The following is a 20,897-nucleotide window of genomic DNA, read 5'->3' on the forward strand; positions in this document are numbered from 1 at the left end:
CTTTGTGGGCCGCAGGCATTTCTTTAGATAGCTTCTTCAGCTGCAGGATACACACTAACTTGCCGATCATAACGGCCTTTACGCTCGAAAGCGACTTTGCCGGGAACTGTGGCAAACAAGGTATCGTCTTTGCCGATGCCGACGTTATTTCCGGGATGGAAATGAGTTCCACGCTGGCGCACCAAAATGCTGCCTGCAGTAACAATCTCACCAGCCTGACGCTTAACACCCAAACGTTGAGCCGCGCTGTCACGACCATTACGGGAGCTACCCACACCTTTTTTATGAGCAAATAACTGTAAGTCAAAAGAATTCAGTTTAAATTTTTCCACGTTGCTTTCACCTCCTGTGCTCAATAATTCGAACACTCTTAGGATATAGTTTGGCAATTTCGGTTAAACCCAGCAGCATCGTCTCAAGGACTGCGCCGGTAAGGCTGTCAGGCTGACAGGCAAGTTCCATCTTAATTCCGCCTCCGTCCTGCACAAGGTTAATTTCCCGCTTCAAATAGCGTTCAATTCCCATGATGGACGCTTGGACAAGAGTAGACACTCCCGCACATACAATATCCTGACCATGCGGTCCAGCTTGCGCATGTCCGCTAACCTTAAATCCTGTAATTGCCTGATTGTTATCACGAACCAATGTAACCGTAATCATTATCCGGCCTTAAGCAAAAATTTTCTCAATGCGGATTTTGGTGAACGGTTGACGATGGCCTTGGCGACGACGGTAGTTAGACTTGGCTTTGTATTTGAAAACCAAAATCTTCTTGCCCTTGCCATGAGAAACTACTTCAGCAGTAACTTTAGCGCCAGCCACCAGCGGTTTGCCGATAACTACTTCGCCGTCTTTAACCACCGTTAGAACACGGTCAAAGTCAAAAGTCTGACCTTCAGCCGCTTCGAGTTTCTCGATCATGAGCACATCGCCTTCAGTAACGCGGTATTGTTTACCGCCTGTTTCAATAATAGCGTACATTAATATTGCACCTCCCCTACGTAGGACTCGCCGAATACGGTAAACGAAACGCAGTTTCGTTTTTAGGAAACCTCTCCGCGCGGTTAAAGTAGACACATAGCCTACATCATGAAATTTTACCATAACGGTAATAGTTTGTCAATCAGGTTTCCAGAGCAGGGAAAACATCTCCGGGCTCATGGTTGGCGCCGTCTCTACGGCAAGGGTTCTGGCTGTTTCCTGCTCAAGCCGCTTAAGCTCGCCTGGCCGGTTTAAGAACTCAGCTACCTGGGGATGGACCTGAATTAATAGCCGCCCGCCTGTCCGCGGGCGTTTGTTTAGTTTTCTCAGCTCCCGTTTGATATCTATAACTACTGTTTCCGGAGATTTGATACGGCCTCTGCCCAAACAGCACGGGCACTGGTTGTAAAGCATGCTATTGATATTTTGTCTGGCTTTTTTTCGGGTCATTTCTACCAACCCCAGGCTGGTAATACCTAAAACATTCGATTTGGTTCGGTCCTTTTTAAGCTCTAGCTCTAGCGCGTTGAGCACAGCTGAGCGCTGCTCAGCTTTAGCCATATCAATAAAGTCAATAATAATAATGCCACCGATATCTCTTAGCCTAAGCTGTCTGGCAATTTCGGCAACTGCCTCCAAATTAGTCTGGAATACAGTTTCCGCCAGATTGGTATTACCAACAAATTTTCCGGTATTCACATCAATAACAGTTAGCGCTTCCGTGTAGTCGATAACAAGATAACCACCACAGTTTAAATCCACCCGCCGGTTGCGCAGGCTTTCCAGCTTAGTATCAATGTTAAACCGGCTGAACACATCACCCTCAGGGCCATTTGCTTCGTGCAGTCTGACACATTCAATAAACTCAGGCGATATATATTTCAGTAGATCAATAACCCGGTTGTAAGCCTCCTGGCTATCGATGATAAATTCGGTAACATCGTTTGTTAAGTAATCGCGAACAATCCGTACAACAAGATCAGCATCCCGGTAAATGAGCGCTGGCGCGTTAGTCCGTTTGGCTCTGGCATTCAGGGTTAACCACAGGTTAGCCAGATAGGCCATGTCTTCCATTAGCTCGTCCTGACTTTTGCCTGCTGCCACGGTCCTAACGATAACTCCCATACCAGCCGGCCGGATTTTTTCAGCAAGCTGGCGCAGCCGTTCGCGTTCATGTTCATCTTCAATACGGCGTGAAATGCCAATGTAATCAACAGTTGGCATAAGCACAATATACCGCCCAGGCAATGTCAGGCTGATGGTGGCGCGAGGACCTTTGTCACCCATGGCATCTTTGGCAATCTGTACAAGAACATCCTGGCCGACCGTTAGATGTTGACAGGCGGCCTGACGCCCGGCATCTCCCATATATAAAAAAGCGTTCTTGTCCCGCCCAATATCAACAAAGGCAGCCTGCATGCCTGGAAGAACATTTTTTACTTTACCTTTATAGATATTACCAACTAAATGTCCGCTTTCGCTGCGCTCGACCGATATTTCCATGAGCTCCCCATTTTCTAAAAGGGCAACCCTGGTCTCTTCCGGCATAACGTTGGCAATGATACTTTTATTCATACTATTTCCTCTTAATTTTATAGTTCAATCGGCGACCTTTGCACTCGCCCGTCAGTAACAAACAGCCCACTACGGTGAATCAGTGCGCTATCTTTATCAGCCGGCAGACCAAAACTACCGGTGAGAACGGCAAGCACCTCTGCCGGTTTAACACTGCCGGTTGGTGTTATTTTTATTGACAGGTTTATTATCATCGTCGGCTGATTATCTGCTGCCAGTTTAACGGTAACTGGGGCGGCGAGATATTCTTTAATATCAATTTCGCGGCGTCCTTTGGGCGTTTCCTTGATATAAATAACTTCGACCTCACTGTTGAAATTTTTTATACTTTCCTGGGCAATCTCCCACCCTGTTTCTGGCGTTAGCGGGACGGTAACTTCATAAGTTGCCAGATTGACGATGGCCATAAGTGCCTGACTGCGTTCGCCCATATATCTAGCCGCTTTAAGCTCAATGCCAGCAGGCAGCTGCGGCTTAAGCTGCGCCTCGATGCTGGCAATATCCAGCTCCTCTGTTAGGTCAAGGTCAAGGTATTCAGCTTCACTTGTCACACCTACCGCCAAAGCAGACGCAAACGCTAATTTCATATGAGGATTAAAGCCTTCAGAATAAGCAGCCGGTAGTTTGGCACGGCGAACGGCCCGTTCGATTGTCCCGGCAAAATCCAAATGGGATACATAGCCAATTTCGTTACCTTTGGTTATTTTAAGCCGTATTTTTGCCATTATGCCTGCCCCCAATCAACGACTTTTACACCAAGCTCCTGGCAAACGCCGCAGGCTCTGCACAATTCTCGGCGACAGTCAGGTGTAAGGGCTTCTTGCCGGGATGCTTGCCATTCGCGTGCCAGGAAAGACTTGGCCACTCCTGATGATAGGTGTTCCCATGGCAAATATTCATCCTGATCCCGGTCACGACTGGCATAAAAGGCAGGATCAATTCCCTCAGCGGCAAAAGCTTCCATCCACACGTTATACTTAAAATGTTCAGACCAACCGTCAAATTTAGCGCCATTCTGCCACGCTCTAAGGATTACCTTGCCTAAACGGCGGTCACCTCGAGAAAATGCACCTTCAAGGAAGCTTGTGCGCGCATCATGCCAGCTAAGCGAAATGCTACGGTCTTTGATCAGTGAGCGTAGTAACCTTTGCTTACGTTCAATTTCCTCAACCGAATTTTGCCCAAACCATTGAAAAGCAGTATGCGGTTTTGGCACAAATGAGGATACGCTAACAGTTACCTTAGCGCCTTTCCGGCCTTTTATCTGTTTATAAAGATCAGCTACCCGCTGCGCTACTCCAGCAATACCGGCTACATCTTCATCAGTCTCGGTTGGCAAACCGATCATAAAATAGAGCTTAATGGTTGACCAGCCTGACCTGAAGGCAGCGCTTACCGCTTCAGTAAGATCGGCCTCAGTAACCCCTTTGTTAATTACATCCCGCAGCCGCTGCGTGCCTGCCTCTGGCGCAAAAGTCAGGCCGCTTTTTCTTACCTGCTGTACCTGTTTGGCCAGGTCGATAGAAAAACTGTCGATTCTAAGAGATGGCAGCGATACGCTTACCCCTTGCTGCTTAAACCGCGTGGTAAGCTCAGTAATTAAATTGCTTAGACAGGAATAGTCGGCTGAACTTAACGACACCAGCGAAATTTCGTTATAACCGGTATTGTCGATAAGTTCCTGGACATAGTTTATAAGGGTTTCCATCTTGCGCTCCCGTACAGGGCGATAGAGCACCCCTGCCTGACAGAAACGGCAGCCTCGGGTGCAGCCTCTAAATAGTTCAAGCATGATACGGTCATGGACAATTTCGATAAACGGCACAATGGGCTTTGTCGCAAACATCACTTGATCAAGGTCTTGTATTACCCGTTTAGTAATGACTGGTTTAGCTTCCGGTACACGCGGCCGTAAAGCGTTAGCCCGTCCGTCTGAGGTATAATCTACATCATAAAAACTCGGCACATAGATACCCTGAAGCTTGGCTAGCTGTTTCAATATACCTGTTTTGCCCTCTGGTTTGCCAGCCTGTTTCCAAGCGGCAATGACGGCCGCCACTTCATCAATAACTTCTTCAGCTTCTCCCAAAATAAACAAGTCAACAAAGTCAGCCATAGGCTCTGCATTAAAAGTGCATGGCCCGCCGCACACTACCAGCGGCTGCGCCTCATCACGTTCTTCTGCCAATAGTGAAATACCAGCTAATTCAAGCATATTAAGCACATTGCTGTAGCTCAGCTCATATTGTAATGAAAATCCAATAATATCACATTCAGCGACTGGCCGTTTTGTTTCCAGGGTATATAACCCAATCCCAGCGTTTCTCATTTCTGCTTCCATATCTACCCACGGCGCATAGACACGCTCGGCAAAGGTATCAGGGCGATTATTCAATACCTGATACAATATTTTAAGCCCCAGGTTAGACATACCGACTTCATACACGTCAGGCATAGCTAGGACAAAACTCACTGTGACTTCACTAGGATCTTTGACCACACTGTTCCACTCGTGGCCAGTATAGCGGGCCGGTTTCATCACCCGGCTCAAAATAGCAGGGCTTACAGGGTCTAAGGGATGCATATGTACCTCCAAAATATAGCTATAAAAATTATTATGTATTTTTTAGCTGGAAATATCAAGACTTATTTAAAAAATCGTTTACTTTGGCCTTAATTCCCCGCTCAAGTAGTCTCTCCCATACCTCGGTTTCGGTTAAAGCCCCGCACAGACGAAAATCGTGGTCAACAATATGGATGATATAATACTCTTCTGGTCTGAACAACTGAATTACGTCACTGATAGCTGCGCTCTCCATGGCCGTGAGGTGGCTGGTAGGCATAACGCCGCTGCCTGAAAGCTCGGCTTTTTTACCAGCTAAAACTCTCATGGCCCGAAACCCAGCCAGGTTGTTTTCAGCCCGGGCTGTGATCAGGAGAAAACCGGCTGCAATCAGCATCGTCAGATTTATTGTATGATAAATCCAATAACCCATCCCAGCAAGTATTACTAGCATACAGCTAATCATATGACTGATGGTAACCACAATGGCTGTGGCCTCACGATAATCCCGCCGCCGTGATAGCATGGCCCGTAAGATTCGCCCGCCATCAAGCGGTAAAGCTGGCAACAGATTAAAAAGAGCCAACATAAGATTGACTTCACCATAAAATCTAACCACCTCCTGCCAACTGCCTGAGTCAGTCAGCTGGGCATAACACGCAGCCGCCAGAACCAGGCTTGCCAGCGGTCCGGCGGCTGCTATCATTATTTCACTGGCCGCTCCGGCATCAGCAAGGCGTTCAACGCGTGCCACTGCGCCAAACGGCAAAACCTCAACCTGTCTAACCTTGTAACCTAAACCGCCAGCCATCAGCATATGGGCAAGTTCATGTAACAAAACAGCGCTAAACACCAGCAATAATTTACTAACAAGGCCGGCAGCTGCAAATAACGCAATCAGCGCTAGGAACCAATTATTTAATACAATCTCAACTCCTGCGACTTTACCGGCCCGCATATTTCACATCCTTTACTTGATCCGATGACTAACCCGCTCTAAGACTCCCTCTTCTACAAGTGGGAGTTTAGGAGGCTTCTCTGGAAGTTGGGCGACTAACCTTCAGATGGGGTTAACCCCCCACCTGAAGCTAAGTCTACTTTATAGATTCACCTTTTATTCTAGATAGAGGATCAATGGCTTTGCCGTTTTCCCTCAGTTCAAAATAAAGTACAGGCGCGGTTGCCCCTGTTTTGCCGACACGCGCCACTACCTGTCCCTGGCTCACATCATCGCCGTCCTTGACTAAGACGTCAGCCAAATGTCCATAAATGGTTTCAACGCCTTGACCATGATCGATTATAAGCATTTTCCCGAACTGAGCGCTGTCAGTAACTAACTTAACTTTTCCCGTAGCGGCAGCTCGCACACTTGCTCCTACCTGGGCGGCAAGTTCTACGCCTTCGTGCATTGTCTCCTGTTTAATCACCGGATTTGTCCGCCAACCGTATCCTGTTATTACCTGTCCCTCTACAGGTTTCGTCATGTAGAGTAACGGATCAGCCGGCCGCGAAATCGTCGCCTGAACTTGTTTTAAAACCGAAATGCCTGAAACTTGCGCGGCATTTGGCCAATATGTATTCACATAATCTATTGTTCTCACCGTATAATAAACAAAATCTGTCTGGGTTATCAGCATTTGTCTAACTGCACCAGTGACTTCCTGTCCAATCCTGGTGTCTGATACATGGGCACCGTAAACCATGGCAAATATTGCCATAGCCATTATTATCTTTTTTAGCCAGGTATAATCCGGTGTCTCTTCATAATATGACTGCCAATTTTTATCATTGTTGTACATAGTAAAATGCCAGCGACTTTTTAAACGATTCCACAGCTTTGTCATGATAAGCCCTCCATAACACCGGCTCAAGTATTCTTATGGAATATATATGACAAAACTATAGATTTATAACTATGGAAACAGTAAAACTTGAGCAATAAAGAAAACACGGCTTACGCCGAGCCTCTGGCGAAAGCGGAAAAGCCGCCTGTGCCCTTTGGGTAATGTTGCCCTTATCCAGACGGAAAATTATACTTTCTTACAGGATAAAAAGTAATCAGCGGGCCACAAGCCCGCTGATGGTTAAAACAGTATCTTTTGCCGTCGCATATAAATATTTAACAATATCCCGATACTAATTAAATTAGTAGTTAGTGAACTTACGCCATAGCTCATAAGCGGTAGAGGAATACCAGTAACCGGCATAATGCCTGCTGTCATACCGACATTGACCAGCAAGTGAAAAGCCAGCATAGAAGTAATGCCTGTTGCCACAAGCATGCCAAAGTTGTCACGGGCTGCCCCTGCAATTTTAACACCACGGTACAGCATAATAAGGTACAGCAGCAAGATTAAAGTTGCACCAACAAATCCCAATTCTTCCCCGATAACGGCAAAGATAAAGTCTGTGTGGTTCTCTGGCAAAAAGTTTAGTTGACTCTGTGTGCCGTTAAATAAGCCTTTACCAAACAGCATGCCCGAACCGATGGCGATCTTGGATTGAATTATATGGTAACCAGAACCCAAGGGGTCGACATTAGGGTCGATAAATACTGTTAATCTTTTTTTCTGATAGTCTTTTAAAAAGTGCCAAAAAATCGGCATGAAGGCGGCACCGGCACCGATGATCACCATCAGATGGCGCATACTAATGCCAGCCACAAAAATCATGCCAAATAATATGGCCAGAAATACCAGTGAAGTTCCTAGGTCAGGCTGTTTCAGGACAAGGACAAATGGTATACCGACATAAATAAACACGGGGATTATGTCTCTAAAGCTATTGAGCTTACCAGTACGTTTGTCTAGGATTTGCGCCAACGCAATAATCATAATAAGTTTAGAGAATTCAGATGGCTGAAGACTGATCGGGCCAATCTGGATCCAGCGTTGTGCGCCTAGTGCTGATTGGCCGACAAACATAACGGCCAGCAGCATCGCCAGATTGAAGGCATACAAAAATCCCGAAAACTTCTCTAGTGACTTATAGTCAAAGTTTAGCATTATGAAAATAACGGCAATATTAGCTAAGGCAAACAGGCCTTGACGCTCAACATACCAGTACCTGTCTTCACTTGGGCCGTTGATGTGAGTGGCACTGCCAATAATAACTAGACTAATAAGAATAATGAGAGCTGTAACACCAATAAGGATAAAGTCCAGGTTCCGCAAGAGGCGCTGGTTAAGCATAACAGACTAACCTTCTCTCTAACAATATCTTATATATTATAATAGTATTTCCCGCCTTAGTCCAGTAAAAGCGGATAAAGAAAACACGGCTTGCGCCGAGCCTTTGGCGACAGCGGAAGTCGATGTTGCCCTTATCCAGACGGAAAGTTATACTTTCTTACAGGACAAGAAAAAAGCAGAGCAAGAATTTCTACTCTGCTTTGAAAATTCTACTCGCCTTTCATGGTGCTCCGCTTCATCCGGTTTACCGGAATATTGGCTACTAAGGCTACCTGGGTATTGGTTTTGGTCAGACTTATTTCCATCTCAGTTTCGTTGATATCCATATAGTTAGAGATGACTTTAATCATATCATCTTTAATGACTTCCATAAACTGAGGTGATACATTGACTCGGTCATGAACCAAGACAAACCTGAGGCGTTCTTTAGCGATATCTTTTGAACCTTGCGACTCTCTGCCAAACAGTTTCTGAATAAGTTCAAACACCTTGTTTCCCCTCCCCAATTATCTAATTTTAAAATCCTAATACCTTTTTAAACTTGCCCCACAGGCTATCGTTAACCTCAAGCGCCATAAGCGGCACATTTTCGCCCATCAGCCGCCGTACGATGTTCCGGTAGGCTACACTGGCCAAGGCTAAGGTATTGACAACGGCGGGTTCACCACGGTTGGTCGAGATAACAATATACTCGTCTTCAGGAATTATCCCCAACAAATCAACAGCCAGGATCTCGATGATATCATCAATATCCATCATGTCACCTTTTTTGACCATAAGCGGTCGAATGCGATTGACAATAAGTTTAGGATTATGTTTTCCTTCGGACTCTAATAAACCAATAATTCTGTCAGCATCCCGAACGGCCGACACTTCTGGCGTTGTGACAATAATGGCACGCTCAGCGCCAGCAATAGCATTTCTAAAACCTTGCTCAATGCCAGCAGGACAATCAATAATTACATAATCAAATTCCTGTGCCAAGTCCTTGCATAACTGCCGCATCTGGTCTGGAGTCACGGCATTTTTGTCCCTGGTCTGAGCGGCTGGCAGCAGATACAGCGTTTCATACCGCTTGTCCCGGATCAGCGCCTGCTTTAATCGACAGTTACCATCTGTTACATCCACTAAATCATAAACGATTCTGTTCTCAAGCCCCATAACTACATCAAGGTTTCTAAGTCCAATATCAGCGTCTACCAACACCACTTTTTTGCCCTGAAGAGCAAAACCGGTGCCAAGGTTAGCTGTTGTCGTTGTTTTACCTACGCCACCCTTACCTGACGTGATGACAATTACTTCCCCCATCTATGTACCTCCTATTTATTCAATCACTTTATTTATTCTGCTGGTTCGATAATAACAATGCCGTTAGCAATGCGGGCTGTCTCCCTGTAAGTAGGCTCGTCCTGGTTATCGGGTGCTCTAGCAATAAGCCCTGCTATTCTCAACTGACCTGCAATCAACTTATCAGCTGTAATCGTTGCCGTCTGGTCACCATTGACGCCGGCATGAGCCAAGCCCCGACAGGTTCCCTGCACAGTAATATTGCCGCCGGCAATTATCTCAGCCCCAGGGTTTACATCACCCATTACAATGACTGACCCGCTAAACACGACTCGCCGGCCACCACGCAGCATTCTTGTCACAATTAGTGTTTGGCCCCCTTCAGGCTCCTGTCGATATTCAATCGGAATGTCAGCAACTTGAACACTAATCTCCTCTGTCAGCGGTTCTGCCGGCAATGTTGAAGCTGGCAACTGCTCATCCAGAGCTAACCCATATTCACCCAGCAGACTAATAAGCTGTCGCCGCTCATCGCCGGTAAACAGATTTGAGCCAGCTACCACCTTGACACCGGCACTGCCAGTAAAAAAGTGCGCTGCCGATTCTAGTTTTTCTTTGAGCTGCTCTAATATGGCAGTAAAATCAGCCGACTCGTTGATAACCAGCTCAAGACCGCCTTTGCCGCCCTTAAACACTATATCCTCCCGCATATCTTCTCCTAAATATTACCACGAATTATTATCTATATGTCAACTAAAATTCGCCTCTTTTAGCAAATTTCCTGCAGGCTAATTATAATGCCTATTTAAATTTGCTGAAAAAAAGGGGATCACAAAGTAAAGGGGAATATTATTTAATTCACGTCTTGTTACTGGAGGTTGCTTATGATACATTATTTAGCAAAAATAACCGATTGGCTTGGGCGACATATGTTCTTTATCGTACTGTCTGCCCTGTTTATCGGTTTTATTACACCTGTTGTTGATTCTCCAGCACTCCGCACAGTTGTAGTTGGTTCGTTTGCCTATATGACCTTTGTTACTGCACTTGGCACAAGTTTAAAGGAGTTTCTGCGAGTACTAAAAAAGCCTTTTGTTCCCATATGGATATTGGTATTAATTCATGTAGCATCACCGCTCATCGCCTGGCTGACAGGTTTCATTCTGTTTCCCCAAGAGCCTTATACACGACTGGGATATTTAGTCGGCGCATCTACCCCGATTGGCGTAACTTCAGTCATCTGGACCTCTCTGGCCCAGGGTAATGTGTCGATCGCGCTGGTGGCCGTAACCCTTGACACCTTCATTGTTCCTGTAATGCTGCCCTTCTTCTTTAAAATTGTTATTGGTCAGGCACTGCAAATTGACTATATGCAAATGATGGTTCAATTACTGTTAATGATTACCATACCAAGCATACTTGGCATGGCTCTCCACGATTATAGCAGCGGGATACTTACACCAGTTACTAAAACAGTTACCAACTTTATCTCTAAAATTGCTTTTTTTATTGTTATCTTTATCAATGCCGCAATAATCGGTCCGGATATCACCTGGGATTTATCAACACTTAAAATCGTTCTGACAACCATGTTTCTGGTAATAGGCGGTTTCATGACAGGCTTTTTAGGCTCATACGTATTTAAAAACAGGTCGAAAGAAACAACATTGGCGATTGTTTATTGTGTCGGCCTGCGCAACGCCAGTTTTGGCATGGTACTGGCCTTATCCTTTTTCCCCCCATCGGTTGCTGTGCCAATCACCATGTTTATGCTATTTCAGCAGCCTTTCGCCGCAGTGATTCCCTATTTATTCCGGCATGCTGCTAAACGGGGTCAGGCTTCCTAGAGCCTGACCCCGTTCTTTGTCCTGTAAGAAAGTATAACTTTCCGTCTGGATAAGGGCAACATCGGCTTCCACTTTCGCCAAAGGCTCGGCGCAAGCCGTGTTTTCTTTATCACGTATTAATGTTATAACGCTGTTTGCGGACGGTGAATTTTTGCTGATTCAGCCGGAGCCTGGTTAATGTTAAAAGCAGCCTCCATAATCTTTTTAGCAATAGGAACAGCAGATGATGCACCGAAACCACCCTGTTCAACAATAATAGCGACTGCCACGCGTGGATCCTCGTAGGGACCATAAGCCACAAACCAGCCATGATCATGTCCATGCGAATTTTCGGCTGTACCTGTCTTACCCGCGATGGCAATAGGAAAATCTCCGAAATCAGCAGCAGCTGTACCGCCTTCCTGGGCTACCTCTCTAAGTGATTCGCGGATCAGATTAAGGGTGCTGTTAGAAATACTAACCTGCCCTATCTCTTCAGGTGCAAATGTTTTGATTACATCTCCATTATAACCGGTAATCTTGCTAACAAGATTAGGTTTATAGCGATGACCACCATTGGCAATTTGGCCGATAACCATAGCCATTTGCAGTGGTGTAGTCAGCTGAAACCCCTGGCCGATCGCAGCGTCAAAAGTTTCTGAAAGATACCAGTCTTCACCATACACTTTTTCCTTATAGCGCCGGTTAGCCACCAAACCGTCAGACTCTCCTGGCAGATTTATCCCTGTAAATGCCCCCAAACCAAACATCCGGGCATACTTTTCCAAGTTATCAACACCTAAACGGTTACCCATCTCGTAAAAGTATACATTGTCAGACTTAGACAAGGCTTCACGGAAGTTAATCCACCCCAGAGCTTCGCCCATAGCATTGCCTTTCGGAATAATCCAGTGAGTACCAGTATCAAGGATTTTTTCTTCCGGCGTTACCTTTCCAAGCTCTAAAGCAGCCGTTCCTGTAACAATTTTAAAGGTTGAGCCAGGCGGATATTCCCCGGAGATTGCTTTGTTGTCCATAGGATGATAGGGATTATCGTTAAGTAACTTCCAATCTTTTTCCGAAATACCACCGTTAAATAAGTTAGGATTAAAAGCCGGACGGCTAACCATAGCCAAAATTTCGCCAGTCTTCGGGTTTAAGACTACAGCAGCTGCCGCTTTTGCTTTTGCAAACTCAGTCTTAGTTTGCAAATAGGCGAGCTGTTCATCAATAGCAGCTTCTGCCGCTTTTTGCACCCGGTAGTCGATCGTTAGCACCAAATTGTGGCCTGGCAGCGGGTCTTTCTTACCCAGTACTTGTACTGGACGGCCGTTAACATCTACCTCGACCTGATTGCCGCCGTCAGTGCCGCGGATTTCTTTGTCATATACGTTTTCTAAACCGAATTTGCCAACAATGTCGCCGGATTTATAGCCTTCAGCTTTGCGTTTCTCCAGCTCAACATCATTAATTTCGCTGACATAACCAAAGATGTGAGCGGCAAGCTCATTATTAACATAGTTTCTGAGTGGCTGAATTTCAATAACTACTCCTGGCAACTCGGCCCGGCGTTCTTCAATCTTGGTAACAATGTCCGGACCGACGTCAGTCTTAACTCGCACAGGTTCAAAAGAACCGGTATGTTGAGACAGTTTGCTTTTGATTTCCTGAATGTTCATATTAAGAATACCAGACAGCTTAATAATGACTTCATCAGGCACAGGGCCGCTTATAGGGAGTAAGGATACAGTAAAACCCGGACGATTAGATACTAACATGACACCATTCCGGTCATAAAAAACACCCCTGGGAGCCATGATAGGAATCAGCCTGATTCGGTTGCCGTCGGCCAACCGCCCGTAATATTGCCCCTGGGCCATTTGCAAATAACCCAGTCGGCTCACTAACGCAACAAATATGAAGATCATGACCAGACTCAGTATTTCAAGTCTGCTATTTAATCGCTTAGTAAGCATAACGACAACCTCCTTTCTAAAGGTATGGCAGACTACCTAAAACTGACTGCGGTTGCCAAAAGTCATCCGGTAGATCAGCCTATGTATAGGAATACAAAACAAAATATTATAGCCTAACGAAGGCAATACCTGGTTCAGCATCATCGAGCCAGGTTCAATTTTATAGCCTAATAGAAAAAGCAGCGCTTGCATTATAGCGCTGTTAAAGAAAGTAGCTATAATAGTAGCCAATACAGGCAGCAGAATACTTTCTTTGAATACCTTACGCTCAGCTAAACCAGCAGCATAGCCTACAGCCATCTTTGATAACGTGTTTAACCCAAAAACATTGCCTGAAGCAAAATCTTGCATCAGCCCGGCAAAAAAAGCCACGCCGATAGCCCGCTCCCGTCCTGCAAGTAAACCGGCTGCCACTATAATAATTAAAAGGATGTCAGGCTTAACACCCTTGGTAAAGACAAGCGGCAACAGCACAGCCTGAGCAGCAAGGGATACAATGAGTATTACAGCCCAGCCTAGTGTTGTTTTCATTGTCCTGCCCCTTTCGGCAGGGTAGGCTGACCAGACTGGATAGCTTGCCCAGGCACAGTCTGCTGCACCGCTGGCTGTGGCATAGCTACAGGTTCTCGTGAACGTACAATGATTAATACTTCTTCTAGTCGATCAAAATCTACCGCCGGCTTCAAGACAGCATATTTTAACAATCCGCCTTCGTCATTAATAATATCCAGCACTTCGCCCACTAATATGCCTTTAGGATATATGCCACCAAAACCAGAGGTGATTACTTTGTCACTTTTAATAATATCGGCATCACGCGCAATATTGATCATTCGCGGCGACACCGGATTAGAACCATTACCTTCCACAATGCCTGCTACCCGCGACTCAGAGCGCTGCACAAGACTGCCCACCGCACTGCGCGGATCTAAGATAAGCTGCACTTTAGCAGCATTATTATATACGCTTACGACACTACCAACAAGCCCTTGAGCAGTTACTACCGCCATGTCCTTGGCTATCCCGTCAACAGTACCACGATTAATCATAATTACACTGGTCCAGGTTCCTGGATCACGGGCAATGACTTGTGCGGTGACAAAATCAAACTGCGGAGCCCCTTTTCTGTAATCAAGCATGGTCCGCAGTCGCGCATTCTCTGCCAAAACCTCAGTAACACTGACATTATTTTGGCGAAGCTCAGCAATTTCAGCTTTAAGCGTCTGGTTATCCTGGTACACTGTCATAATTTGCCCGGTAAATAATCCTGTTTGGCGCAGCCCATGCCCAACCTTCCCCAGAACATATTCCACCGGTATTAATAGTGTAACTACAACCCGTTCCATAAAAGTAAACTGATGCTTTCCCTGGGATATTGTACTGGCCAGCAAAAAGACGGTAAGCACCGCCACTATGAGGATGACCGCCTTTTTGTGAATAAATCGCACTTTCTGAGCTCCTTCCTTACACAAGTATACTACTTCGCTATCCTAGCTTTTTGGGCGTCATTAATACACGTTTCAATAAATCTATGCTTTCTAACGCACCGCCAGTACCTGCAGCAACACAGGATAAGGCGTCTTCTGAAATATGTACTGGCATACCGGTCTCTTTATTCAGAAGTAGATCTAGCCCCTTCAAAAGCGATCCGCCACCAGTCATAACAATACCCCTGTCCATAATATCAGAGGCCAGTTCTGGTGGTGTTTTTTCCAGTGTTACTTTTACAGCTTCAATAATCCCTGCCACTGGCTCGCTTAGAGCTAATTGCACTTCGCTGGCTTTAATTGTCAGTGTTTTAGGCAAACCTGTTACCAAGTCGCGACCACGTACATCTAGCTGTTCATCGACTTTAGGAAGAATGGCCGAACCAATCTTAATTTTTACTTCTTCAGCAGTACGCTCGCCTATCATTAGATTATAAGTGCGTTTTATATATTGAACAATAGCTTCATCCATTTCATCGCCGCCAATTCGGATAGAGCGGCTAGTAACAATACCGCCAAGCGAGATAACAGCTACCTCTGTCGTTCCACCGCCAATGTCAACAACCATATTGCCTGTTGGCTCATGAACAGGTAACCCCGCGCCAATGGCCGCCGCCATAGGTTCTTCAATCAAATAAGCTTCTCGAGCCCCAGCCTGAATGGTAGCGTCAATTACAGCCCTTTTTTCAACCTCGGTAACGCCTGAAGGCACACCAACAATAACCCTTGGGCGAATAAAGGACTTAGAGTCCATGGCTTTCCTGATAAAATACTTGAGCATAGCCTGGGTTACGTCAAAATCAGCAATAACACCGTCTTTGAGTGGTCGAATAGCCACAATGTTACCAGGTGTACGGCCAATCATTTGTTTGGCTTCTTCCCCGACAGCCAACACCTCACCAGTATCACGCTGGATGGCTACTACTGACGGTTCCCTGAGAACAATACCCCTTCCTTTAACATGAACCAGAGTATTGGCAGTGCCAAGGTCTATACCCATGTCACGTGACAGTGAACCGAACAAATTGAACATAGAATTTAGCCCCTTTCATTTACAACCTATTTATATTATTCCCTTTTCTTTAAAACTAACATACTTGCCATCGCCGATTATTACGTGGTCAAGCACTAAAATATTGAGTAAAATACCCGCTTCTACAAGTTGCTTGGTCAGGCTAATATCCTCCTGACTTGGCGCCGGATCACCGCTTGGATGGTTATGGACTAGGATAACAGCGGCTGCACTATGGCTTATAGCCTCCCGGAATAATTCCCTTGGGTGGACGATCGAGGCGTTCAAGCTGCCGACAGAGATGATTGCCCGGGCAATAACATGGTTCTTAGTCGACAACAACAAAGCAACAAAATGCTCTTTAGCCTGATATCTTAGTTCTCCCATCATTAAGTTGGCAGCATCCTGGGGGCTTCTGATCACAGGTCGCTCCCCTGGTTCTTTATGACTTAACCTGCGCCCCAGTTCAATACCGGCGACTACAGTTACGGCTTTAACCATCCCAATCCCTGATGTTTTACTCAATTCCTGCGGCGATATGCTACCAAAGCCAGTCAAGTCATATTTGGTCAACAGCTGTTCTGCTAGGCGGTTAACAGGCATATTTTTAGTTCCTGTGCGAAGAAGTATGGCTAATAGCTCAGCATTACTAAGAGCCTGAGCTCCTTTTTCCAGCATTTTTTCGCGCGGACGTTCAGTCTCAGGCAGTTCTTTCATCATAAGGGGCTTGTCCATTGTCATAATAGATCAACTCCAACTTGCTGTAGAAGTTCTGACAATGTACCAAGTGGTAAACCCACTACATTATTGTAGCAACCGTTAATGCTTTCCACCAGCAATGTCCCCTGCCCTTGGATAGCATACGCACCGGCCTTGTCCATAGGTTCACCACTGTCAACATAGCGTTTGATTTGTGCTGGCGAGAGCGGCCTAATTCTAACAATGGTGGTATTAAATCCGCTAAAAACCTGTTGCCCCATGACCACTGCTACTCCAGAAATGACACTATGCTCTCTTCCCGCTAAGGCAGTCAGCATTCGTATAGCTTCTGCACGGTCTGCCGGTTTGCCAAATACCTGGCCATCCAGCACAACAATGGTATCAGCACCAATGATTATATCACTGTTAGAAGCACGTTTAGCAGTATCAACTGCTTTGTCGCGCGCGTGCGTCAACGCGAGTTCATGCGGCGGCATATCTTTTGTATTATCTTCTTCTACATCGCTGACTATAACTTCAAAATCAACACCAATTAATTCCAAAAGTTGCTGCCGCCTGGGTGACGATGATGCCAGGATTATTCCCATGCTTGCATCCTCCTAAAAGCGCCGGAAAAGAATAATTGCTGCTATGATTCCCAATATACTCATCAAATTCGGGTATAATGCAAATCCAATGACGAACTTAACAACATATAGATCAATTGCTACAGGAGGTAAATCAAATATAGGAAACGGTTTTATCAGATATGGAGCAATACCGGAAAGCAGACTGGAACTAGCGGCAAGTTCGCCTAAAATACCACCAACTACTGCCCCAGTAATCAAAAATAGTGCCATCATTCCCATACCCTTGCTGGTTGAGCTGCCTCTCTTACTGCTAGTCTTCAAACTAATCCCCCCCGGGATGATTTTAAACGCTCATACCGATTGTTGCTGTCGGCGCTTACAATTATAGAAAACAAATAAATCCTTGCACTCAACAAGGAAGAATTATTTATTTGGGTGGCTCAGCATTTTTAACTTGAATCCATATTTTGCTGGAGCTTTGGCAAAAAAATAATTGACTGCCAAGCCGGTGAATAAACCGGTAGGCACGGCAAAAAGTAATAGATACGGTATATACCATAATAACCCCAAACTATAGACCAGGAGAGCGGCTAAAGCGACTTGGGCTATATTATGAGCAACTGCACCAAAAACGCTAACACCGACTAGAGAAAACACATGTCCATATTTTTTGTGAATATATGTCATAATCAAAATACTAATAAGCGATCCGCCCATACTCATGATAAAGGAAGGTCCAAACAGTGTCCCGCCGAACAAGGAACCTATTAGAACGCGGGCAACAGCAATGTAGAAAGCCTCTTTCCAACCAAATATAATGAGTGCAAAAAGCGAAATTATATTTGCTAAACCCAATTTAACACCAGGTACAGGCATTGGAACAGGCAACCAGCTTTCTACAACATGAAGAGTTGCTGCCATAGCCACTAGCAATGCTAAAAGGACTAGGCGTCTTGTTTTATTCATGGTTACCTCACAATATCATCAACGTCAGCAGGACTGTCTGATACTATTTTGACAACAACCCGGTATGGCAAACAGACTATTTGCTGTGGCTGAGTATTGATCCAGCCTGATTTGACACAGATCTGGTCAGGGCAATCAGCATCCCTGATTCGCACGCGCCCATCTTTATACTCAATAATATTAAACCCGTGATCACCGTCAATTCTAAATTCTCCAACATACCCCTGACGTAAAGGGAATGTTTTTACAGTTTGACCATTTACGGTAATAACCACACTTTGTCCCTGACCATTCGCTGATATGTAATACATATTCAGTCCAATGCCAGATAGTGCTACTGTCAATAAAGCAATAACAAGCCATTTGTCAGCTTTTGTCAGCATTAGTTTGCCACCCTATTCATATTCTATTATATTTTACATTAAAAAATTGGTTTATGCAAATAATACCAAATTAAACCAGTACATAAAGAAAACACGGCTTGCGCCGAGCCTTAGCGAAAGCGGAAGTCGATGTTGCCCTTATCCAGACGGAAAGTTATACTTTCTTACAGGAAAAAAAGTACGAGAGGAAAGTTTCCCTTCCACTCGTACTTATGTCCAATTTGGTATTAAGCTACAGTTTCTTCATTGCCAGGAACTATGCCAAGCACGGCCTGTCTGATGGCCTTTGTCGGGCATTTCGCCAGGCAAGTAGGATTATCGCATTTTTCCATACATACTTTTGCGTCAACGACAGCTAGGTTATTATCCATTTTTATGGCTCCATACTGACATTCCTTAACGCATAATGTACAGCCAATGCACGATACGCTACATGCTTTCTTAGCAACAGCACCTTTGTCATGCGAGTTGCAGTTAACACGCACATGAGCACCAATCGGCATCATGGCAATTACTTTTTTCGGACATACTGTTTCGCACTTGGCACAACCAGTACATTTATCAGGATCGATAATAGGTAAACCATCTTCGCTCATAGTCATTGCACCAAATGGACAAGCTTTAACACAAGTCCCAAGACCTAAACAACCAAATTTACAGCTCTTAGGCCCTCCAAATAACAGGTTGGCAGCGACGCAGTCCTGTACGCCATGATATTCATTGGCTTTAACCGCTTTGGTATGAGTACCTGCACATTTAACTTGAGCAATGCGCGGCTCAACAGCTGCAGCAGCTTTACCTGTCAGGTCACCAACCAATTTAGCGACAGGGTCCTTACCAGGTGTGCACAGATTAGGCGGTACATCAGGGTTTGTTACCACTGCTTCAGCATAAGCCATACAGCCGGCAAAACCACAGGCGCCGCATTGTCCCTTCGGCAGTACATCTTCTACTATGTGTATTAAAGGATTAACCTCAATAGCCATCTTTTTATTGGCATAAGCCAGAACAAGTCCAAATATAACGCCCAGACTTGTCAGAACCGCCAGTATTATCAGCGAATGTTGAACAACTCCATGCATTTATTTCTCACGCTCCTTTCTATTCACCTATAGCGGAATCATACCTGAAAAACCCAGGAAGGATAAGGCCAGCATACCTGCCAGCACAAAGGCAATTCCAAGGCCTTGCAAGGTTTTGGGAACATCAGCAAATTGCAATTTTTCCCGCAGGCTGGCCATAAGAATAAGCGCAAGAGCAAAACCTACGCCTGAACCAAAGGCGTTGACAACACTTTTAATAAAACCAAAGTTTTCGGTAGCATTAATGAGCGGTACACCCAAAATAACACAGTTGGTAGCAATTAACACTAAGTAAATACCCCACATCTCATAGAGTGCAGGCGCATATTTCTTAATGGCAATTTCTAAAAACTGTACACAGCAGGCCATTAGTACAACGATCACTACAATTTTCAGGAAAACCAAGTCATAGGGAACGAGCACAAAGTGATAAACTAGCCAGGCAAGAGACGATGATATGGTAAGAATGGATGCAACTGCCATACCCATACCGACCGAAGCGCTTAAGCTCTTGGAAACCCCAAAGAAGATACAAAGACCGAGAAAGCGCGTAAGCACGAAGTTGTTAACAATTGCCGCGCCCATAAACAGGGTAAAATACTCCATCATACAGCCTCACTCCTTTGCATGTTAAGCTGTGATGCGGCTTTGGCTTTGGCCGCAGCTTGCTTATCCTGATATTCGCCGATAACATTAAACATGCCGATCATCAGCCCGATTACCAGGAACGCACCAGGCGCAAGAATTATAATCATAGGGCCGTCATATGACTGGGGAAACACCTGCATAACCATTGAAGTACCACTCAGGATTGTGCCAGTCCCAAACAATTCGCGAAAAGCACCGATAAACAACATAGCCAGAGCAAAACCAGCACCCATACCCAAACCATCAACAGCAGAAGATATTACGTCATTTTTCATAGCAAACACTTCAGCACGAGCCAGGATGATAGCAAATACCACCACTAGTTCGAGGTAAAGGCCTAATTCTTTATAAACGGCGGGGGCATAGGCTTCAAGAACCAAGATTGTTAAAGTAACAATGGTAGCTATGATAGTGATAAACATAGGTACACGAACTTTAGGATTAACAAAGTTTTTAACAAGCGAAACAACTATATTGTTGACAGTAATAACTGCCATAACTGCAAACCCCATGCCTAAGGCATTAAATACTGTAGCAGTAACCGCCAGCGCCGGACAAAGGCTTAACGCGAGGCGGAATATGGGGTTCATTTCAAAAATACCTTTTTTAAATATTTCCCAGTAATTCATAT

Annotated in this window: 25 protein-coding genes; 1 reads left to right on the top strand and 24 read right to left on the bottom strand. The window is 45.2% G+C overall.

All coding sequences use genetic code 11. The annotated features are described in order from the left end of the window. Positions 1-23: 23 nt before the first annotated feature. The 12 genes from rpmA to minC all read right to left on the bottom strand — a co-directional run bounded on the left by rpmA (position 24) and on the right by minC (position 10,307). Positions 24-317, bottom strand: coding sequence for a 50S ribosomal protein L27 (rpmA, locus tag B9A22_RS12995; protein WP_084576250.1), 294 nt, complete (start codon positions 315-317; stop codon positions 24-26). Between the two features lie 22 nt (positions 318-339). Further along, positions 340-660, bottom strand: coding sequence for a ribosomal-processing cysteine protease Prp (locus B9A22_RS13000; protein ID WP_084576160.1), 321 nt, complete (start codon positions 658-660; stop codon positions 340-342). Positions 661-669: 9 nt separating this feature from the next. Next, entirely contained in the window at positions 670-981 is a 312-nt protein-coding gene (rplU, locus tag B9A22_RS13005; RefSeq protein ID WP_084576161.1) for a 50S ribosomal protein L21, read from the bottom strand. A 138-nt stretch (positions 982-1,119) separates the two neighbouring features. Continuing rightward, the gene (locus tag B9A22_RS13010) at positions 1,120-2,556 is read right to left on the bottom strand and encodes an Rne/Rng family ribonuclease (RefSeq protein WP_084576162.1); all 1,437 of its coding nucleotides are present in this window, start codon (positions 2,554-2,556) and stop codon (positions 1,120-1,122) included. Positions 2,557-2,573: 17 nt separating this feature from the next. Next, positions 2,574-3,281, bottom strand: coding sequence for a TIGR03936 family radical SAM-associated protein (locus B9A22_RS13015; RefSeq protein ID WP_084576163.1), 708 nt, complete (start codon positions 3,279-3,281; stop codon positions 2,574-2,576). Then, positions 3,281-5,140, bottom strand: a complete 1,860-nt coding sequence (locus B9A22_RS13020) for a TIGR03960 family B12-binding radical SAM protein (protein ID WP_084576164.1) — start codon at positions 5,138-5,140, stop codon at positions 3,281-3,283. The genes B9A22_RS13015 and B9A22_RS13020 overlap by 1 nt, the downstream gene beginning before the upstream one ends. A 55-nt stretch (positions 5,141-5,195) precedes the next feature. Next, entirely contained in the window at positions 5,196-6,077 is an 882-nt protein-coding gene (locus B9A22_RS13025; RefSeq protein ID WP_084576165.1) for a site-2 protease family protein, read from the bottom strand. Positions 6,078-6,213: 136 nt separating this feature from the next. Beyond that, on the bottom strand, positions 6,214-6,963 hold the full coding sequence (locus tag B9A22_RS13030) for a M23 family metallopeptidase (RefSeq protein ID WP_084576166.1): 750 nt from the start codon (positions 6,961-6,963) through the stop codon (positions 6,214-6,216). A gap of 240 nt (positions 6,964-7,203) precedes the next feature. Next, positions 7,204-8,310, bottom strand: a complete 1,107-nt coding sequence (rodA, locus tag B9A22_RS13035) for a rod shape-determining protein RodA (RefSeq protein ID WP_084576167.1) — start codon at positions 8,308-8,310, stop codon at positions 7,204-7,206. A gap of 209 nt (positions 8,311-8,519) precedes the next feature. Continuing rightward, positions 8,520-8,798 carry a cell division topological specificity factor MinE gene (minE, locus tag B9A22_RS13040; protein WP_084576168.1) on the bottom strand — a complete coding sequence of 93 codons (279 nt, stop codon included), beginning with the start codon at positions 8,796-8,798 and terminating at the stop codon, positions 8,520-8,522. Positions 8,799-8,826: 28 nt separating this feature from the next. Further along, positions 8,827-9,618: a septum site-determining protein MinD gene (gene minD / locus B9A22_RS13045; protein ID WP_084576169.1), complete on the bottom strand. Its 792-nt coding sequence runs from the start codon at positions 9,616-9,618 to the stop codon at positions 8,827-8,829. Positions 9,619-9,650: 32 nt separating this feature from the next. Continuing rightward, on the bottom strand, positions 9,651-10,307 hold the full coding sequence (gene minC / locus B9A22_RS13050; protein ID WP_084576170.1) for a septum site-determining protein MinC: 657 nt from the start codon (positions 10,305-10,307) through the stop codon (positions 9,651-9,653). Positions 10,308-10,481: 174 nt separating this feature from the next. Here minC and B9A22_RS13055 point away from each other — a divergent pair, with 174 nt between their 5' ends. Further along, on the top strand, positions 10,482-11,444 hold the full coding sequence (locus tag B9A22_RS13055; protein WP_084576171.1) for a bile acid:sodium symporter family protein: 963 nt from the start codon (positions 10,482-10,484) through the stop codon (positions 11,442-11,444). 122 nt (positions 11,445-11,566) lie between these two features. On the opposite strand, the gene mrdA is transcribed toward B9A22_RS13055, so the two are convergent. The 12 genes from mrdA to rsxE all read right to left on the bottom strand — a co-directional run bounded on the left by mrdA (position 11,567) and on the right by rsxE (position 20,895). Beyond that, entirely contained in the window at positions 11,567-13,399 is a 1,833-nt protein-coding gene (mrdA, locus tag B9A22_RS13060) for a penicillin-binding protein 2 (protein WP_084576172.1), read from the bottom strand. A gap of 36 nt (positions 13,400-13,435) precedes the next feature. Then, on the bottom strand, positions 13,436-13,930 hold the full coding sequence (mreD, locus tag B9A22_RS13065) for a rod shape-determining protein MreD (protein WP_084576173.1): 495 nt from the start codon (positions 13,928-13,930) through the stop codon (positions 13,436-13,438). Further along, entirely contained in the window at positions 13,927-14,847 is a 921-nt protein-coding gene (gene mreC / locus B9A22_RS13070) for a rod shape-determining protein MreC (RefSeq protein ID WP_084576174.1), read from the bottom strand. Before mreC ends, mreD begins: the two co-directional genes overlap by 4 nt. A gap of 37 nt (positions 14,848-14,884) precedes the next feature. Further along, complete coding sequence (locus B9A22_RS13075) at positions 14,885-15,919, bottom strand: rod shape-determining protein (RefSeq protein ID WP_084576175.1); 1,035 nt, start codon at positions 15,917-15,919, stop codon at positions 14,885-14,887. Positions 15,920-15,949: 30 nt separating this feature from the next. Beyond that, positions 15,950-16,639, bottom strand: coding sequence for a RadC family protein (radC, locus tag B9A22_RS13080; protein ID WP_084576176.1), 690 nt, complete (start codon positions 16,637-16,639; stop codon positions 15,950-15,952). After that, on the bottom strand, positions 16,636-17,205 hold the full coding sequence (locus tag B9A22_RS13085; RefSeq protein ID WP_084576177.1) for a Maf family protein: 570 nt from the start codon (positions 17,203-17,205) through the stop codon (positions 16,636-16,638). Before B9A22_RS13085 ends, radC begins: the two co-directional genes overlap by 4 nt. Before the next feature lie 12 nt (positions 17,206-17,217). Continuing rightward, positions 17,218-17,508 (bottom strand): DUF4321 domain-containing protein, encoded by a 291-nt coding sequence (locus B9A22_RS13090; protein WP_342747833.1) that lies wholly within the window; start codon positions 17,506-17,508, stop codon positions 17,218-17,220. A 102-nt stretch (positions 17,509-17,610) separates the two neighbouring features. After that, on the bottom strand, positions 17,611-18,153 hold the full coding sequence (locus tag B9A22_RS13095; RefSeq protein ID WP_084576178.1) for a Gx transporter family protein: 543 nt from the start codon (positions 18,151-18,153) through the stop codon (positions 17,611-17,613). Between the two features lie 2 nt (positions 18,154-18,155). Then, positions 18,156-18,536, bottom strand: coding sequence for a NusG domain II-containing protein (locus tag B9A22_RS13100; RefSeq protein WP_084576179.1), 381 nt, complete (start codon positions 18,534-18,536; stop codon positions 18,156-18,158). A gap of 227 nt (positions 18,537-18,763) precedes the next feature. Beyond that, entirely contained in the window at positions 18,764-19,618 is an 855-nt protein-coding gene (gene rnfB, locus B9A22_RS13105; protein WP_084576180.1) for an RnfABCDGE type electron transport complex subunit B, read from the bottom strand. Positions 19,619-19,645: 27 nt separating this feature from the next. Next, positions 19,646-20,227, bottom strand: coding sequence for an electron transport complex protein RnfA (locus B9A22_RS13110; RefSeq protein WP_084576181.1), 582 nt, complete (start codon positions 20,225-20,227; stop codon positions 19,646-19,648). Then, positions 20,224-20,895 carry an electron transport complex subunit RsxE gene (gene rsxE / locus B9A22_RS13115; protein ID WP_084576182.1) on the bottom strand — a complete coding sequence of 224 codons (672 nt, stop codon included), beginning with the start codon at positions 20,893-20,895 and terminating at the stop codon, positions 20,224-20,226. The genes B9A22_RS13110 and rsxE overlap by 4 nt, the downstream gene beginning before the upstream one ends. Positions 20,896-20,897 lie beyond the last annotated feature (2 nt).

The organism is Sporomusa malonica, from assembly GCF_900176355.1.
Lineage (GTDB): Bacteria > Bacillota > Negativicutes > Sporomusales > Sporomusaceae > Sporomusa > Sporomusa malonica.

Bases quoted from the DNA above. Each gene is read 5' to 3' on its own strand.
- B9A22_RS13000 (WP_084576160.1), bottom strand. From the start codon at position 660: ATGATTACGGTTACATTGGTTCGTGATAACAATCAGGCAATTACAGGA.
- rplU (WP_084576161.1), bottom strand. From the start codon at position 981: ATGTACGCTATTATTGAAACAGGCGGTAAACAATACCGCGTTACTGAA.
- B9A22_RS13010 (WP_084576162.1), bottom strand. From the start codon at position 2,556: ATGAATAAAAGTATCATTGCCAACGTTATGCCGGAAGAGACCAGGGTT.
- B9A22_RS13015 (WP_084576163.1), bottom strand. From the start codon at position 3,281: ATGGCAAAAATACGGCTTAAAATAACCAAAGGTAACGAAATTGGCTAT.
- B9A22_RS13020 (WP_084576164.1), bottom strand. From the start codon at position 5,140: ATGCATCCCTTAGACCCTGTAAGCCCTGCTATTTTGAGCCGGGTGATG.
- B9A22_RS13025 (WP_084576165.1), bottom strand. From the start codon at position 6,077: ATGCGGGCCGGTAAAGTCGCAGGAGTTGAGATTGTATTAAATAATTGG.
- B9A22_RS13030 (WP_084576166.1), bottom strand. From the start codon at position 6,963: ATGACAAAGCTGTGGAATCGTTTAAAAAGTCGCTGGCATTTTACTATG.
- rodA (WP_084576167.1), bottom strand. From the start codon at position 8,310: ATGCTTAACCAGCGCCTCTTGCGGAACCTGGACTTTATCCTTATTGGT.
- minD (WP_084576169.1), bottom strand. From the start codon at position 9,618: ATGGGGGAAGTAATTGTCATCACGTCAGGTAAGGGTGGCGTAGGTAAA.
- minC (WP_084576170.1), bottom strand. From the start codon at position 10,307: ATGCGGGAGGATATAGTGTTTAAGGGCGGCAAAGGCGGTCTTGAGCTG.
- B9A22_RS13055 (WP_084576171.1), top strand. From the start codon at position 10,482: ATGATACATTATTTAGCAAAAATAACCGATTGGCTTGGGCGACATATG.
- mrdA (WP_084576172.1), bottom strand. From the start codon at position 13,399: ATGCTTACTAAGCGATTAAATAGCAGACTTGAAATACTGAGTCTGGTC.
- mreD (WP_084576173.1), bottom strand. From the start codon at position 13,930: ATGAAAACAACACTAGGCTGGGCTGTAATACTCATTGTATCCCTTGCT.
- B9A22_RS13075 (WP_084576175.1), bottom strand. From the start codon at position 15,919: ATGTTCAATTTGTTCGGTTCACTGTCACGTGACATGGGTATAGACCTT.
- radC (WP_084576176.1), bottom strand. From the start codon at position 16,639: ATGACAATGGACAAGCCCCTTATGATGAAAGAACTGCCTGAGACTGAA.
- B9A22_RS13085 (WP_084576177.1), bottom strand. From the start codon at position 17,205: ATGGGAATAATCCTGGCATCATCGTCACCCAGGCGGCAGCAACTTTTG.
- B9A22_RS13095 (WP_084576178.1), bottom strand. From the start codon at position 18,153: ATGAATAAAACAAGACGCCTAGTCCTTTTAGCATTGCTAGTGGCTATG.
- B9A22_RS13100 (WP_084576179.1), bottom strand. From the start codon at position 18,536: ATGCTGACAAAAGCTGACAAATGGCTTGTTATTGCTTTATTGACAGTA.
- rnfB (WP_084576180.1), bottom strand. From the start codon at position 19,618: ATGCATGGAGTTGTTCAACATTCGCTGATAATACTGGCGGTTCTGACA.
- B9A22_RS13110 (WP_084576181.1), bottom strand. From the start codon at position 20,227: ATGATGGAGTATTTTACCCTGTTTATGGGCGCGGCAATTGTTAACAAC.
- rsxE (WP_084576182.1), bottom strand. From the start codon at position 20,895: ATGAATTACTGGGAAATATTTAAAAAAGGTATTTTTGAAATGAACCCC.